Source organism: Achromobacter sp. K91 (assembly GCF_003576205.1).
GTDB lineage: Bacteria > Pseudomonadota > Gammaproteobacteria > Burkholderiales > Burkholderiaceae_B > Achromobacter > Achromobacter aegrifaciens.
On sequence record NZ_QWFB01000019.1, the window covers coordinates 47,020 to 61,713 of the forward strand.

The window sequence follows — 14,694 nt, forward strand, 5'->3', positions numbered from 1 at the left end:
TTGGTGCAGAGCGTGACAAAATGTCAGACATGGCCACCGGCATGGCCATGTTTATGAATCTCGTGTTGAGTCAGGTCCAGACATGCCAGCAACAGGTGACGTTCCTCCTGCAAGCGCGCCGGCCGGCGGCGCGGAAAATGTGCAAGCCGGGCTCGACGGCCCCCTGGACCGGCTCGTCCGCTTGGCCAGGCGGCAGTTCGGCGTGGACATGGCGCTGGTCGCCTGCAGCGACGCCGATGGCGTCTGGCAGGCCCAGGCGGGCGCCTTGCCCGCAACCGCGGCCGGTACGCTCCCTTTCTCCGTGGATTGCCCGCTGCGCGCCAGCGATGGCCGCCGGCTGGGCACGTTCCGGCTGCTGCATGCCCAGCCGCGGGATTTCGGCGACGAAGACCTGGATGCCTTGCACGATTTCGCCGAGCTGGCCGTCGCGGCCGTCGAGAAGCGCGAGGCCCTGGCGGCGGAGCGGGCGGCGGAAGACGGCTGGCGCACCGAGGCGCGCAACCTCTCCATGGCCATCGCAGGCAGTGGCACGGGGATCTGGGATCGCAACGTCGTAACCGGCGAAATCACCTATTCGCCGGGCTGGAAGGCCCTGCTGGGCTACGCCGAATCCGAAGTCACCAACCGCATCGAAGACTCCTACAAGCGCCTGCACCCAGACGATGCCGACTATGTGCGCGCCGCCATGCAGGCGCATTTCGAGGGCAAGACCGAGAGCTACGAGGTCGAGCACCGCATCCTCTGCAAGGACGGCAGCTACAAGTGGATCTGCAGCCGCGGCAAGGTCGTCAGCCGCGACGCGCAGGGGCGGGCCTTGCGCATGATGGGCACCACCACTGACATCAGCGCCATGCGCGCGATGTCGGAGCGCCTGCGGCGCACGGCGGACCTGCTGGTCAACCTGACCGACGCCGTGCCGGGCATGGTATTCCAGTGCGGCCAGCGGCCCGGAGGCGGGTCGCGCTTCCTGTACGTCAGCGCGGGCATCTGGGACATGTTCGAACTCACGCCTTACGAGGTGCGCACCAGCCCCGCGGCGATCGAGCAGCGCGTCCATCCCGAGGACCTGGCGACCTACCACGCCTCGCTGCAGGCCGCGGCCGCGGCGCAGACGCCCTGGCACCTGGAGTTCCGGGTGTGCCTGCCGCAGCAGGGCCTGCGCTGGCGCCAGGGCGACGCCAGTCCGCGCAAGGCGGCCGACGGCACCGTGGTCTGGCACGGCTTCGTGACCGACATCACCGACCGCAAGCGCGCTGATTTCGAACTGCGTGAACTCGCCGCCACCGACGCCCTGACCACGCTGCCGAACCGCCGCCACTTCATGTCGCGCATCGCCGCGGAACTGGCCCGGATCAAGCGCCAGGGCAGCGATTGCGCCGCCGTGCTGATGTGTGACCTGGACCATTTCAAGCGCATCAACGACACCTGGGGTCACGCCATTGGCGACGGCGTGCTGCAGCACTTCGCCAACACGCTGCGGGCCCAGCTGCGGGCGGTCGACCTGGTGGGGCGCATCGGCGGCGAGGAATTCGCCGTGGTGCTGCCGGATACCGACATCGAGCGCGCGCACGCCTTCGCCACGCGGGTGCAGCAGCGCATCGCGGCGGCGCCGTTTTCGCTGGGCGACGACCGTCATATTCCGCTGACGGTCAGCATCGGCATCTCGACCATGCACACCATGGACGCGGACGCCGAACTGGCGCTCAGCCGCAGCGACCGCGCCCTGTATTACGCCAAGCAGCGCGGGCGTAATCGGATCGAATCCGCGCCCTCAGTGTTTTCCCGATAGAACAACCCTCAAAGCCATTTGTTCCATTGACGGTACATTAGGACACTCCTAGAGTTCCCGTCATGGGAACCTCATTACCTCTGCCGAAGTACCACCAGATCTACCTCGTCCTGCGCGAACAGGTGCAGGAAGGGCGCTTCGATCAGGACGGCGTGCCAGGCGAGCACGCGCTGGCCGACCAGTTCGACGTGGCCCGCATCACCATCCGCAAGGCCATGGAGATGCTGGTGGCCGACGGGCTGGTGTCGCGCCGGCCCGGCCTGGGCACCTGGCCGCTGCGCGCGCCGGCGACTCCGGCCAGCGCGCCCAAGGCCAATCCGCCGCAGAAGGCCCATCTGACCGGCCTGCTGGAAAACATCGTCAACATGGGCCTGCGCACCTCGGTGCAGGTGCTGGACAGCGCCCTGGTGTCGGCGCCGCCCGTGGTGGCCGAAGCGTTGGACCTCGCGCCCGGCGCGCCCGTGCACAAGAGCCTGCGGGTGCGCAGCACCGAAGCTGGGCCGCTGTCCCACATCACGACCTACGTGCCGCAGGCCGTGGCCGATTTCACGCGCGAAGACCTGGAGCGCGAACCCCTGCTGATGTTGCTGGAAGCGGCCGGCGTGGAGTTCGGCGGCGCTACCCAGACCATTTCGGCGCGGCTGGCCGATGCGCAGGTGGCGCGCCATCTGGACGTGGCCGTGGGCTCCGCGCTGCTGGCCGTGACGCGCATCGTGCGCGACGTGAACGAGCGGCCCGTGCAGCTGCTGCAAGGCCTGTATCGCCCCGATCGCTATCAGTACCAGTTGCAGCTGTCACGCGTCGGCAGCATCGACGCCAAGGTATGGGTCAGCGAAGAGCTGTCCGCCCAATTCCATTGAACTCTCGGAGATCGCCCATGAACTCGCGCCGCACTTTCCTCTATCAATCCGCCGCCGCAGCTGCCCTGGTGTCGGCGCCATGGGTGGTACGCGCCCAGGGCGCCAAACCCGTCAAGGTCGGCATCCTGCATCCGGTGACGGGGGCGCTGGCCTATTCGGGCCAGCAATGCCGCCTGGGCGCGCTGCTGGCGATCGAGGACATCAACAAGGCCGGCGGCATCAAGTCGCTGGGCGGCGCGCCGCTGGAAGCCATGCTGGGCGACGCGCAGTCGCGCCCCGAGGCGGGGTCGGCCGAGGTCGAGAAAATGAACGAGGCGGGCGTGTCGGCCATTGTCGGGGCCTATGCGTCGGCGATCTGCCTGGCCACCACGCAGACCGCCGCCAAGTACAACCTGCCGCACGTGGTGGACGTGGGCGTGGCCGACCAGATCGTCGAGCGCGGCCTGAAGAACACTTTCCGTTTCGGCCCGGGCTATCGCGCCTGTAGCGAACGCGCCATCACCGACCTGGCCGCGCTCAACGACGCGGCAGGCAAGCCCGCCAAGACCGTGATGATCGTGCACGAGGATTCGCTGTTCGGCACCGGCACCGCGGCGCTGCTGTCCAAGGCGCTGCCGCAGCATGGCTTCGAGGTCAAGGACGTGGTCAAGCACCCGAACCCCACCCGCGACTTCAACAACATCGTGCTGCGCATGAAGTCCCTCAATCCGGACATCGTGATCCCGGCCAACTACTACAACGAATATGCCTTGCTGCTGCGCGCCATGAAGCAGCAGAAGGTGCAGCCCAAGGCGATCTACTCGGTGCTGGGCGGCGCGGCCTCCAGCTACAAGTTCCTGAAGGAATTCCCCGACATCGCCAATGGCATCCTCGACTGCAACCACTGGTTCAACCCCAAGGATGCGCGCGTGGCCCCGTTGAAGGCGCGCGTCGAAGAGAAGGGCGCCTACTTCAGCTACGAGGTCTTCATGACCTACACCTCGGTGCTGCTGCTGGCCGACGCGCTGGAACGCGCCAAGTCGGCCGACCGCGCCGCCATCATCGACGCGCTGGCTTCCAGCACCTTCTCGGACCACATCATGCCCTACGGCCCGACCAAGTTCGTGAACGGCCAGAACACCGGCGCGCAGCCCCTGCTGACGCAGGTCATCGGCGGCGACATCAAGGTCGTCATCCCGGCCGACTACCGCCAGGCCGACGCCATCTTTCCGCTGAAGGCCTGAGCGTGCTCGATCCCGCCATCCTCTTTTCGTCGGTGCTCAACGGCCTGACCACGGGCGCGGTGTACGCGCTGATCGCCTTGGGCCTGACCTTGATCTACGGCGTGCTGCACATCATCAACTTCGCCCATGGCGCGGCGCTGATGGTGGCGCTGTACGCGGTGTATCTGCTGAAGGACCGCCTGGGCATCGACCCGTACGCCGCCTTGCCGCTGGTGGTGGCGGGCATGTTCGCGCTGGGCTACGCCTTGCAGCGTTACGTGATCAACCGCGCCAGCCACGGCAAGGACGAGAACATCCTGCTGGTGACGCTGGGCCTGGCCATCGTGCTGGAGAACCTGGCGCTGGTGTGGTTCAAGTCGGATACGCGCACCATCGACACGGCCTACACGCTGTCCACCGTGGAGATCGGGCCGGCCATGATCGCCTTGCCCAAGGTCATCGCCTTCTGTGGCGCGCTGGCGGTGGCGGCGGTGCTGTTCTGGATCATCCGCAGCACCGACCTGGGCCGGGCGATCCGCGCGGTGGCCAAGGAAAAGCAAGGCGCCAAGCTCATGGGCATAGACGTGGAAAAGGTCTATGCATTGTCGTTCGGCATCGGCATGGCCTGCCTGGGCGCGGCGGCCTGCTTCCTGCTGCCGGCCTACTACGTCAATCCGCAGGTCGGCGGCGGCTTCGTGCTGGTGGCCTTCACCATCGTGGTGCTCGGCGGCATGGGCAGCTTCGTGGGCGCGCTGGTCGGCGGCCTGCTGATCGGGGTGGTGGAGTCCATCGGGGGCCTGTTCCTGGGCGACTCGCTGGGCCAGATGGGCATATTCGCGATCTTCATCGCGGTGCTGCTGTTTCGCCCGCAGGGGCTGTTCGGGGCGAGGGGCTGAGCATGGGCAAGGATCTTTTGACTATCGCGCTGTTCGGCGCGGCGCTGGCGGCCGCCGCCACGCTGACCGAATCGGGCGTGGCGCTGACGTTCGTCATGATGTCGCTGTACGCGGCCCTGTTGTCGCAGGCCTGGAACATCCTGGGCGGCTATGGCGGCCAGCTGTCGTTCGGCCATGCGCTGTTCTTCGGCGTGGGCGCCTATGCCCAGGCGCTGGGGCAGCTGAACCTGGGCATCAATCCCTGGCTGGCGCTGCCGATGGCCATCGCGCTGGGCGCACTGGTCGGGCTGGCGGTGGGCGGGCTGACGTTCCGCTATGGCCTGAAGGGCTCTTACTTCGCGCTGGTGACGCTGGCGTTTGCGGAAGTGTTCCGCATCCTGGCGTTGTCGGTGTCGTTCACCGGGGGCGGCGTGGGCCTGATGGTGCCGTTGCAGGAGGGCGTGGCGAACATGCAGTTCGGTTCGCGCCGCGGCTACATCTACCTGCTGCTGGGCTTCGTGCTGCTGGCGCTGGTGGTCACGGCATGGCTGCGCCATTCGCGCTTCGGCGCCTACCTGCAAGCCGTGCGCGACAACGAGGACGCGGCGCGCGCCATCGGCGTGAATCCGCTGCGGGTCAAGCTCGGCGGCATCGCGCTGTCTGCGGCCTTCATGAGCGCCGCGGGCGCCTTCTACGTGCAGGTGTTCCAGTACATCGATCCGGGCATCGCCTTCGGCTCGGCCGTGTCGGTGGAGGCCCTGGTCGGCGCCATCGTCGGCGGCCTGGGCACCTTGTGGGGGCCGGTGCTGGGAGCGGTCACGCTGCATGCGCTGAGCGACCTGACGCGCAACCTGTTTGGCGAACTGCCGGGCATCAGCATGGTCATCTACGGCGTGGTGCTCATCGTGATCGTGATGTTCCTGCCCCGCGGCATCACCGGCAGCGGCCAGGCTTTGGGCCGGCTGTTCAGTGCCAAGGAGCGCGCCCGTGTCTGAGATCCTGCTGCAAGCGCGCAATCTTTCCATCACTTTCGGCGGCCTGAAGGCGGTCCAGGATGTGAGCCTGGACGTGCGCCAGGGTTCGCTGACGGCCCTGGTCGGTCCCAACGGCGCGGGCAAGACCACGCTGTTCGGCCTGCTGTCGGGCTTTCTCAAACCCGGTTCCGGCTCGGTGCATTTCGCCGGCGCCGACATCACCGGCCGTCCGCCGCACGAATCGGCGCGGCTCGGGCTGACCCGCACCTTCCAGATCGTGCAGCCCTTCGGCGCGCAGACGGTGCGCCAGAACATCGCCGTGGGCGCGCATTTGCGCCTGGGCAATCGCCGCGAGGCGCTGCAAGCGGCCGAAGAGGTTGCGGCGCGGGTCAATCTGGGGGCCTTGCTGGACCGGCCGGCGGCGGATCTGACGGTGGCCGGCCGCAAGCGCCTGGAGCTGGCGCGCGCGCTGGCCACGCGGCCGCGCCTGCTGCTGCTGGACGAAGTGTTGGCGGGGCTCAACCCCAGCGAGATCGACGAGATGATACCGGTGGTGAAGAAGCTGGCCGAAGACGGCGTGACCGTGCTGATGATCGAACACGTGATGCGCGCGGTGATGAGCCTGGCCGAACATGTATGGGTGCTGGCGCAGGGCCGCCTTATCGCCTCGGGCACGCCGGGCGAGGTCACGCGCGATCCGGCGGTGGTCGAGGCCTATCTGGGCCAGGGCGCGGCGGCCAGGCTGGCCGCGCAGGGAGCGCCGGCATGAGCGCGCTGCTGGAAGTCCAGGGATTGCGCGCCGGTTACGGCCGCATGGAAGTACTGCGCGGCGTCGACCTGCGGGTCGACCAGGGCGAGATCGTGGTGCTGCTGGGCAGCAACGGCGCGGGCAAGTCCACGCTGAACAACACGGTCTGCGGTCTGTGCCGGCCCTGGGGCGGCACGGTCCGCTTCGAGGGCCAGGACCTGACCGGCCGCCATTACCGCGACGTGGTCAAGGCCGGGCTGATCCAGGTGCCGGAAGGCCGGCGCGTGTTCCCCAACCTGAGCGTCCGCGAAAACCTTGAACTCGGGTCATTCACCCGGGCGCGCGAGCGCCGCGCCGCCAATCTGGAGAAGGTGCTGCACATCTTCCCGCGCCTGCGCGAACGCCTGGCGCAACTGGCTGGCACCATGTCCGGCGGTGAACAGCAGATGCTGGCCATCGGCCGCGGCCTGATGGCCGAGCCGCGCCTTCTGATCCTGGACGAGCCGTCGCTGGGCCTGTCGCCGCTGATGGTCGAAGAGCTGTTCGGCCTGATCGCGCGTCTCCATGGCGAGGGACTGGCGATCCTGCTGGTGGAGCAGAACGTGGGGCAGTCCCTGGAGACGGGACAGCGCGCCTACGTGCTGGAAAACGGGGCGGTGCGCTATAGCGGCGCCTGTCCGGAACTGATGGCCAGCGACGACGTGCGCCGGGCCTATCTCGGGATGTAGCCATGGCCGAGCCTCAAACGCTGGCGCAGAAGCTGATCGCGGCGGCCTGCGGCCGTGCTTCCGTTGCCGAGGGCGAAATCGTCACCTGTGCGGTCGACCTGGCCATGTCCCATGATTCCAGCGGTCCGCGCCGCCTGCAGCCTATGTTGCAGGAACTGGGCGCCACGCTGTGGGATCCATCCAGGATCGTGCTGGTCATAGACCACTACGTGCCCGAATCCGATGACGAGTCGCGCCGCATCGTGCGCATCGCGCGCGATTGGGCGGCCGAACAGCGCTTGCCCAACGTCTATGACTCGCTCGGCATCTGCCACGTGGTGGTGCCGCAGCATGGGCATATCCGCCCCGGCATGTTCTGCGTGGGCGGGGACTCGCATTCGCCTACCGGCGGGGCATTCGGCGCCTACATGTTCGGCATCGGCAGCACCGAGATGCTGGGCGTGGCCGTCACCGGGCAGATCTGGGTGAAGGTGCCGCAAACCCTGATGATGCGCTGGAGCGGCCGGCTGGCGCCGGGCGTGACCGCCAAGGACATGATGCTGCACATGATAGGCCGCTACGGCATGAACGGCGGCCGCTACCAGGCGGTGGAATTCTGCGGCGAAGCGGTGCGCGCCTTGTCGATGCAGGAACGCATGACCCTGTCCAACATGAGCGCGGAGCTGGGCTCGCAGGTCGGCCTGATTGCGCCGGATGCCACCACCGTTGCCTACCTGCGCGAGGCAGGCGTCACGGACGAGATCGATCTGGCGCGCTGGCGCAGCGACGAAGGGGCGCAGGCCGAATGGCACGATTTCGATGCCGCGGCGCTGGCGCCGCAGGTCGCCGCGCCGCACAGCCCGGCCAATGCGCGCGACGTGGACCAGTATGGCGACGTGCCGCTGCAAGTGGCCTATATCGGCGCCTGCACCGGCGCCAAGCTGGAGGACCTGCGCGCCGCGGCCAGCGTGTTGCGCGGCCACCGGCTGGCCGCCGGCATGCGCCTGATGGTGGCGCCGGCCAGCCGGCAGGACCAGCGCCAGGCCGAGGCGGAAGGGGTGATGCAGGCGCTGCGCGATGCCGGCGCGGACGTGCTGGCCACATCCTGCGGAGCCTGCGCGGGCTACGGCGGGTCCATCCCCGACGGCGCCAGCGTCATCGCCACCACGGCGCGCAATTTCAAGGGGCGGATGGGCTCGGAGACGGCCCAGGTCTATCTGGCTTCACCCTATACGGTGGCGGCATCGGCGATAGCCGGCCGCATCGCCGATCCGCGGGAGTTCATGGCATGACCGAGCAGTCCGTGACGCACCGCGTCTGGCGCGTGGGCGCAGATATCGACACCGACGCGCTGGCGCCGGGCGCGTATATGAAATTCGGCATCGACGAGATCGCGCGCCACTGCCTGCAGCGCGTTCGGCCCGAGTTCGCCGCCGGCGCGCGGCCGGGCGACGTGCTGGTGGCCGGTCCCAACTTCGGCATCGGCTCCTCGCGCGAACAGGCTGCCGCGGCGCTGGTGCGCCTGGGCATCGCCGCGGTGGTCGCGCCGTCCTTCAACGGCCTGTATTTCCGCAACGCCTTCAACGTGGGCCTGCTGCTGTTGACCTGCCCACAGGCCGAAACCCTGCAAGAGGGCGAGCGCATCGCCCTGGATCCCGCCGCCGGCCGCATCCGCCGCGCCGCGGGAGAACCTGCGGAACTGCATTGCGACACCGTGCCCGCCTTCCTGCTGGAAATGGTGCAGGCCGGCGGACTGCTGAATTTGCTGAAACAGCGCAAGACTCATTAGGAACCACATCATGCTTGACCCCGTCACACTCGCGGTCCTGAAAGGCCGCCTGGAACAGATCGCCGACGAGATGGACGCCACGCTGTACCGCAGCGCGTTCAACCCCATCATCGCCGAGGCCCACGACGCCTGCCACGGCATGTACGACGCCGCCACCGGCGCCACGCTGGTGCAGGGCAAGTCCGGCCTGCCGGTATTCGTGGGCGCGATGGCATTCGCCGTCAAGGCCGCGGCCAAGGCGGCCGCGGAGCGCGGCGGCATGGTCGACGGCGACGTCTGGCTGTTCAACGATCCCTACGAAGGCGGCACCCACGCCAACGACTTCAAGCTGGTGCGTCCGGTGTTCCGCGGCGGCAAGCTGTTCTGCTTCCTGGCCTCGGCGGCCCACTGGCATGACGTCGGCGGCGCGGTGCCGGGCAACTACAACCCCGCCGCCACTGAGTGCTGGCAGGAAGCCGTGCAGATTCCGCCGGTGCGCATCGTGCGTGCGGGCGTGCTCGACCTGGACGTGCTGGCCATCCTGAAGGCCAATACGCGCCTGCCGGACAGCCTGTGGGGCGACCTGAACGGTCAGTTGGCGGCGCTGGAACTGGGCGCGGGCCGGCTGGATGGCCTGCTCGACGAATACGGCGACGCCACCGTGCTGGAATCGCTGGACACGCTGCGCGAACGGGCGCGCCGCCTGATGCGCGACCATATCTCGCGCCTGCCCGACGGCGAGTACGCCTTCGAAGACATGCTGGACAACGACGGCGTGCGCGACCAGCCGTTGCGCATCGCGCTCAATCTCATAGTCCAGGGCGAGCGTCTGACGCTGGATTTCACCGGTACCTCGCCGGCCTGCGCCGGGCCGGTGAACATCTCCCGCGCCACGGCGATCGCGGCCTGCTACGTGGCCCTGAAGCACCTGTTCCCGGACGTGCCGGCCAATGCCGGCGTGCTGGACGCGGTGGACGTGGTGCTGCCGGACGGCCTGGTGATCTCGGCGGACCGCCCGCGTCCGGTCGGCGGCTATACCGAAACCATCCTGCGCATGATCGACGTGATCTTCTGCGCCATGGCCCAGGCCGAGCCGGCGCGCGCGCTGGCGCAGGCCTACGGCACCATCAATGCCTTGTCGATCGCCGGCTACCGCAGCGACCCCGCCCGGCGCGGCCAGCGCTGGGTGATGTTCAGCTTCTTCGGCGGCGGCCACGGCGGCCATTCGGACGGCGACGGGCTCAGCCACGGCAATGCGCCCATCTCTACGGCCACCATTCCGCCGCTGGAGATCCTGGAGGCGGCCTATCCCGTGCGTTTCACGCAATGGGCGCTGCGGCCCGATTCGGCGGGCGACGGCCAGCACCGCGGCGGGCTGGGCGCCATCTATGAAATCGAACTGCTGGAAGACAGCGCCGAAGCCTTCATCTTCGGCGAGCGCGGCAAGAGCGCGCCCAAGGGCATCGCAGGCGGCAGGGAAGCGGCGCTGAACGTTTTCCGCTATCAGCAGGACGGTGGCTGGCAGACCCCGCCCATGCGTTCGAAGATGCTGGGCATCCAGCTCCAGCGCGGCGACCGGGTTCGGCTGGAAACGCCCGGGGGAGGCGGCTATGGCGAGCCTGCCGCGCGTACGCAGGCGGCGCGCGAGCATGACCGCAAGATGGGCTATGTAAGTGGAAATCTGAAGGAGCAGTCGGCATGAGCGCGGCACAAGGCTTGGTCGTAGGCGTGGACGTGGGCGGCACGTTCACCGATATATTCGTGCTGGACGAGGCGGGCGGCAGCGCCCGCGTGGTGAAGGTGCCTTCCACCCGCGGCGAGGAAGCGCGCGGCTTCATGAACGGCATTGCCCGCGTGGCCGATGGCGCGGACGCCATCGCCACCATCGTGCACGGCACCACGGTAGGCACCAACGCGCTGCTGGAGCGCAAGGTGGCGCGCACCGGCATCATCACCACGGCAGGTTTTCGCGACGTGCTGGAAATGCGCCGTCGCGACCGGCCCCAGACCTGGGGCCTGCGCGGCAACTATGAGCCGGTGGTTCCGCGCGACCTGCGCCTGGAAGTCGAGGAGCGCGTGCTGGCCGACGGCACCATCGACACGCCGGTAAACCTGGCCCAGGTCGAGGCCGCGGCCCGCCAACTGCTGGAGCAAGGCTGCGAGGCGGTCTGCCTCTTCTTCGTCAATGCCTATGCCAATCCGGCCAATGAGGCGCAGGCCGCGGCCTGCGTGCGCGCGCTCTGGCCCAACGGCAACGTCACCGCCGCGACCGAGGTGCTGCCCGAGATCCGCGAATTCGAGCGCTGTTCCACGGCCGTGCTCAACGCCTCGCTGCAGCCGGTGGTCGGCGGCTATCTGACCCGGCTGGAAGCGGATCTGAAGGACAACGGCTTCGGCGGCGAACTGTTGGTGGTGCAGAGCAACGGCGGCGTGATGTCGCGCCAGACCGCTTGCGACGTGCCGGTGCGCACCGCGCTGTCGGGCCCGGCCGCGGGTGTCATCGCCTGCGCTGCGATCGCGCGCGCCGCGGGCTTTCCCAACGTGGTCAGCGGCGACATGGGCGGTACTTCCTTCGACGTGTCGCTGGTGGCGGACGGCGAGGCCTCGCTGTCGGCGCAGACCTCCATCGACTTCGGCATGGTGGTGCGCGCGCCCATGATCCAGATCGAAACCATAGGCGCGGGCGGCGGCTCGATTGCCAGCGTGGACGCGGGCGGCCTGCTGCAGGTGGGTCCCGAATCCGCCGGCAGCGTGCCAGGGCCGGCCTGCTATGGCCGGGGCAACACCCGTCCCACCGTGACCGACGCCAACGTGCTGCTGGGCCGCATCGCGGCCGAGCGCCCGCTGGGCGGTGGCCTGCTTGCCACCATGGACGTGGCGCTGGCGCGCGCCGCCATCGAGGAACACGTGGCCAAGCCGCTCGGCCTGGACGTGCATGCCGCGGCCGAGGCCATCCTGACCGTGGCCAATGCCAAGATGGCGGGCGCGATCCGCGTGGTGTCCATCGAGCGCGGCCACGACCCGCGCAAGTTCGCCTACATGCCGTTTGGCGGCGGCGGCGCGCTGCACGTCTGCGCCATGATGAACGAAGTGGACGCGGCACGCGGCATCGTGCCGCGCTACCCCGGCGTGACCTCGGCCCTGGGCTGCGTCATGGCCGACATGCGGCATGACGGCGTGCAGACCCTGAACGTGGCGCTCGCCGCCCTGGATGCCGACGACCTGCTGGCCCGCATCGATGGCCTGGCCCTGGCCTGCCAGGAGCGGCTCGATTCCGCCGGCGTGGGCTTTCAGGGCATACGCGAGAGCATCGAACTGGACATGCTGTACGTGGGTCAGAGCCATACGGTGCGAGTGGAAGTCGGCCGTGATGAACTGAACCGCGCCGGCATCGGCGCCGCCTTCGAGCGCGCTTACCGCGCTGCCTTCGGCCGCAGCCTGGACGGCATCGCGGTGCGCATCCTGAACCTGCGCTATGCGCGCATCGGCCAGCGCCCCAAGTTCGATCTGGCGCTGCTGGCGCCGACCAGCACCGCGATGCCGGACGCGCTGGGCACGCAGCCCGTCTTCCATGGCGGGCAATGGCATGACGCCGTGCGCTATGCGCGGCTGGACCTGCCGGTGGGCGCAGAGGTGGCGGGACCCGCCATCCTGGAGCAGCCCGACACCACGATCTGGATCGAGCCCGGCTTTGCCGGCCAGGTCGATTCCCTGGGCAATCTGCTGATCGCCCGCCAGGCTTCCTAGGAGCAGAGCCCATGTCAGCCTTCGATCCCCGCAGCACAGCGCTGGTCGTCATCGATCTGCAGAACGATTTCCTCGCGCCCGGCGGCGCCTACGACCGCGGCGGCGCCGTCAGTCCGCAGGCGCGGGCCTTGCCCGCCCGGGTCGCGCCCGTGGCCCGCAAGCTCAAGGAGCGAGGAGGCTTCGTGGCGGCCAGCCAGTTCACGCTATGGCCGGACGCGCACGGCGAACCCATGATCTCGCCGCATCTGCGGCAGTTGCGCCCGTTCCTGCGCAAGGGCGATTTCGTCGCCGGCTCCAAGGGGCAGGCCAACGTCGCCGAACTGGACGGACTGGTGGACGTGTCGGTCTGGAAGGTGGCGTATTCCGCCTTCTTCAATACCCAGCTGGACTGGGTGCTGCGGCGCGCGGGCATCTCCAACGTGGTGATCGCCGGCATCGTCACCAATGGCGGCGTGGCCAGCACCGCGCGCGACGCCCACATGCGGGATTATCACGTGGCGGTGCTGGCCGATGGCTGCGCCGCGCCCACGCCGGCCATGCATGATGCCGCGCTGGCGGATTTGCGCACCGTGGCCGATGTGCTGTCCTGCCAGGAATTCCTGGACAGGCTGGCCTCGTGAGCGCGCCGCAAGTCCTGCGGGGTGCAGCGCCTGGCGCGGACGCGATGCACGTGCCGGTGGCCATCATCGGCGCGGGCGCTTGCGGCCTGACCGCCGCGCTGCGCCTGGCCGATGCCGGCATCGAGACCGTGCTGATCGAGCGCGACGCCGCGCCCAGCGGCTCCACCGCCTTGTCGTCCGGCTTCATCCCGGCAGCGGGATCGGCGGCGCAGCGGGCCGCCGGCATCGAGGACGACGCGCAGCGCTTTGCCGCGGATATCCAGGCCAAGACCGGCGGCACGGCCGCGCCGCAGCTGGTCGATGCCTACACGGGCGCGGCAGCCGCCGCGATCGACAACCTTGCGCGCCACGGCCTGGATTTCCAGGTGCTGGACGGCTTCCTGTACCCCGGCCACAGCGCCCGCCGCATGCACACCTTGCCCGAGCGCACGGGCGCGGCCCTGGTGGCCGCGCTGGAGCGCGCCGCCACCGCAGCCGGAGCCTATCTGCTGACCCGCGCCCTGGCGCGGCAGATCTGGACGGACGAAGCCGGCCGCATCACGGCGGTGGGCTGCGAGCGGCCGGACGGCTCCATCGACGTGATCGGTTGCGACGTGCTGATCCTGGCCTGCAACGGCTTTGGCGGCAACGCGGCGATGGTGGGCAAACATCTGCCGGCCATGCGCGAGGCCGTCTACGGCGGCCACGTCGGCAACGACGGCAGCGCGATCGAATGGGGAGTGCAGCTGGGCGCGCGCCTGGCCGACCTTGGCGGCTACCAGGGGCATGGCTCCTGGGCCACGCCGCAGGGCGCACTGATCTCCTGGGCGGTGATGATGGACGGCGGCGTGCAGATCAATGGCGCGGGGCGGCGCTTTCATGACGAGACGCACGGCTATTCCGAGGCCGCGGTGCATGTGCTGGAGCAACCGGGCGGCGTGGCCTGGAACGTATTCGACGACCGCACGCTGGCGCTGGCGCGCGGCTTTCCGGACTTCGTCCAGGCAGAGGCGGGTCAGGCGCTGAAGACCTGCGCCGACGTTGCTGCGCTGGCGGGGGTGATCGGCTGCGACGAAGCGACGCTGCGCGCGACGCTCGCAAGCGTGGCCCCCGACGCCGCCGATCCGTACGGCCGGCGCTTCGAGCGGACGCTGCAGGCGCCGTATCACGCCGTCAAGGTGACAGGCGCGCTGTTCCATACGCAAGGTGGCCTGGACATCGACGCGGATTGCCGCGTGCTGGACCAGATGGGCCATGCCTTGCCCAATCTGCTGGCCGCAGGCGGCGCGGCGCGCGGCGTGTCGGGCAACGACGTGTCCGGCTACCTGTCCGGCAATGGCCTGCTCAGCGCAGTGGCGGGCGGCCATATCGCCGCGGCGACCGCCGCATCCCTGCTGGGCCGCGAGCTTTCCTAGGATTTTCCAG

General features: G+C 69.0%; 13 protein-coding genes. All 13 read left to right on the top strand.

Translation table 11 applies throughout. From position 1 onward, the window contains the following. The first annotated feature begins 82 nt into the window (after positions 1-82). Positions 83-1,789, top strand: coding sequence for a sensor domain-containing diguanylate cyclase (locus DXK93_RS04915; protein WP_054456614.1), 1,707 nt, complete (start codon positions 83-85; stop codon positions 1,787-1,789). 62 nt (positions 1,790-1,851) lie between these two features. After that, positions 1,852-2,649, top strand: a complete 798-nt coding sequence (locus DXK93_RS04920) for a GntR family transcriptional regulator (protein ID WP_054456615.1) — start codon at positions 1,852-1,854, stop codon at positions 2,647-2,649. 17 nt (positions 2,650-2,666) lie between these two features. Next, on the top strand, positions 2,667-3,872 hold the full coding sequence (locus tag DXK93_RS04925; RefSeq protein ID WP_119449510.1) for an ABC transporter substrate-binding protein: 1,206 nt from the start codon (positions 2,667-2,669) through the stop codon (positions 3,870-3,872). 2 nt (positions 3,873-3,874) lie between these two features. Next, positions 3,875-4,747 (top strand): branched-chain amino acid ABC transporter permease, encoded by an 873-nt coding sequence (locus DXK93_RS04930; protein ID WP_013393327.1) that lies wholly within the window; start codon positions 3,875-3,877, stop codon positions 4,745-4,747. 2 nt (positions 4,748-4,749) lie between these two features. After that, on the top strand, positions 4,750-5,721 hold the full coding sequence (locus tag DXK93_RS04935) for a branched-chain amino acid ABC transporter permease (RefSeq protein WP_119449511.1): 972 nt from the start codon (positions 4,750-4,752) through the stop codon (positions 5,719-5,721). Beyond that, positions 5,714-6,469 carry an ABC transporter ATP-binding protein gene (locus tag DXK93_RS04940; protein WP_119449512.1) on the top strand — a complete coding sequence of 252 codons (756 nt, stop codon included), beginning with the start codon at positions 5,714-5,716 and terminating at the stop codon, positions 6,467-6,469. Before DXK93_RS04935 ends, DXK93_RS04940 begins: the two co-directional genes overlap by 8 nt. Beyond that, positions 6,466-7,176 carry an ABC transporter ATP-binding protein gene (locus DXK93_RS04945; protein WP_119449513.1) on the top strand — a complete coding sequence of 237 codons (711 nt, stop codon included), beginning with the start codon at positions 6,466-6,468 and terminating at the stop codon, positions 7,174-7,176. The genes DXK93_RS04940 and DXK93_RS04945 overlap by 4 nt, the downstream gene beginning before the upstream one ends. 2 nt (positions 7,177-7,178) lie before the next feature. Continuing rightward, a complete protein-coding gene (locus DXK93_RS04950) occupies positions 7,179-8,447 on the top strand; it encodes a 3-isopropylmalate dehydratase large subunit (RefSeq protein WP_119449514.1) in 1,269 nt (422 codons plus the stop codon). After that, the gene (locus DXK93_RS04955; protein WP_054456621.1) at positions 8,444-8,944 is read left to right on the top strand and encodes a 3-isopropylmalate dehydratase; all 501 of its coding nucleotides are present in this window, start codon (positions 8,444-8,446) and stop codon (positions 8,942-8,944) included. The genes DXK93_RS04950 and DXK93_RS04955 overlap by 4 nt, the downstream gene beginning before the upstream one ends. Positions 8,945-8,954: 10 nt before the next feature. After that, positions 8,955-10,625: a hydantoinase B/oxoprolinase family protein gene (locus DXK93_RS04960; protein WP_054456622.1), complete on the top strand. Its 1,671-nt coding sequence runs from the start codon at positions 8,955-8,957 to the stop codon at positions 10,623-10,625. Next, positions 10,622-12,670, top strand: a complete 2,049-nt coding sequence (locus DXK93_RS04965; protein ID WP_054456623.1) for a hydantoinase/oxoprolinase family protein — start codon at positions 10,622-10,624, stop codon at positions 12,668-12,670. The genes DXK93_RS04960 and DXK93_RS04965 overlap by 4 nt, the downstream gene beginning before the upstream one ends. Positions 12,671-12,681: 11 nt before the next feature. Beyond that, entirely contained in the window at positions 12,682-13,290 is a 609-nt protein-coding gene (locus DXK93_RS04970) for a cysteine hydrolase family protein (protein WP_054456624.1), read from the top strand. Then, positions 13,287-14,684 carry an FAD-dependent oxidoreductase gene (locus tag DXK93_RS04975; RefSeq protein WP_119449515.1) on the top strand — a complete coding sequence of 466 codons (1,398 nt, stop codon included), beginning with the start codon at positions 13,287-13,289 and terminating at the stop codon, positions 14,682-14,684. The genes DXK93_RS04970 and DXK93_RS04975 overlap by 4 nt, the downstream gene beginning before the upstream one ends. Positions 14,685-14,694 lie beyond the last annotated feature (10 nt).

Excerpts from the sequence above, each read along its gene's own strand:
- DXK93_RS04920 (WP_054456615.1), top strand. The coding sequence starts at position 1,852 with ATGGGAACCTCATTACCTCTGCCGAAGTACCACCAGATCTACCTCGTC.
- DXK93_RS04955 (WP_054456621.1), top strand. The coding sequence starts at position 8,444 with ATGACCGAGCAGTCCGTGACGCACCGCGTCTGGCGCGTGGGCGCAGAT.
- DXK93_RS04945 (WP_119449513.1), top strand. The coding sequence starts at position 6,466 with ATGAGCGCGCTGCTGGAAGTCCAGGGATTGCGCGCCGGTTACGGCCGC.
- DXK93_RS04925 (WP_119449510.1), top strand. The coding sequence starts at position 2,667 with ATGAACTCGCGCCGCACTTTCCTCTATCAATCCGCCGCCGCAGCTGCC.
- DXK93_RS04965 (WP_054456623.1), top strand. The coding sequence starts at position 10,622 with ATGAGCGCGGCACAAGGCTTGGTCGTAGGCGTGGACGTGGGCGGCACG.
- DXK93_RS04915 (WP_054456614.1), top strand. The coding sequence starts at position 83 with ATGCCAGCAACAGGTGACGTTCCTCCTGCAAGCGCGCCGGCCGGCGGC.
- DXK93_RS04935 (WP_119449511.1), top strand. The coding sequence starts at position 4,750 with ATGGGCAAGGATCTTTTGACTATCGCGCTGTTCGGCGCGGCGCTGGCG.
- DXK93_RS04960 (WP_054456622.1), top strand. The coding sequence starts at position 8,955 with ATGCTTGACCCCGTCACACTCGCGGTCCTGAAAGGCCGCCTGGAACAG.
- DXK93_RS04970 (WP_054456624.1), top strand. The coding sequence starts at position 12,682 with ATGTCAGCCTTCGATCCCCGCAGCACAGCGCTGGTCGTCATCGATCTG.
- DXK93_RS04950 (WP_119449514.1), top strand. The coding sequence starts at position 7,179 with ATGGCCGAGCCTCAAACGCTGGCGCAGAAGCTGATCGCGGCGGCCTGC.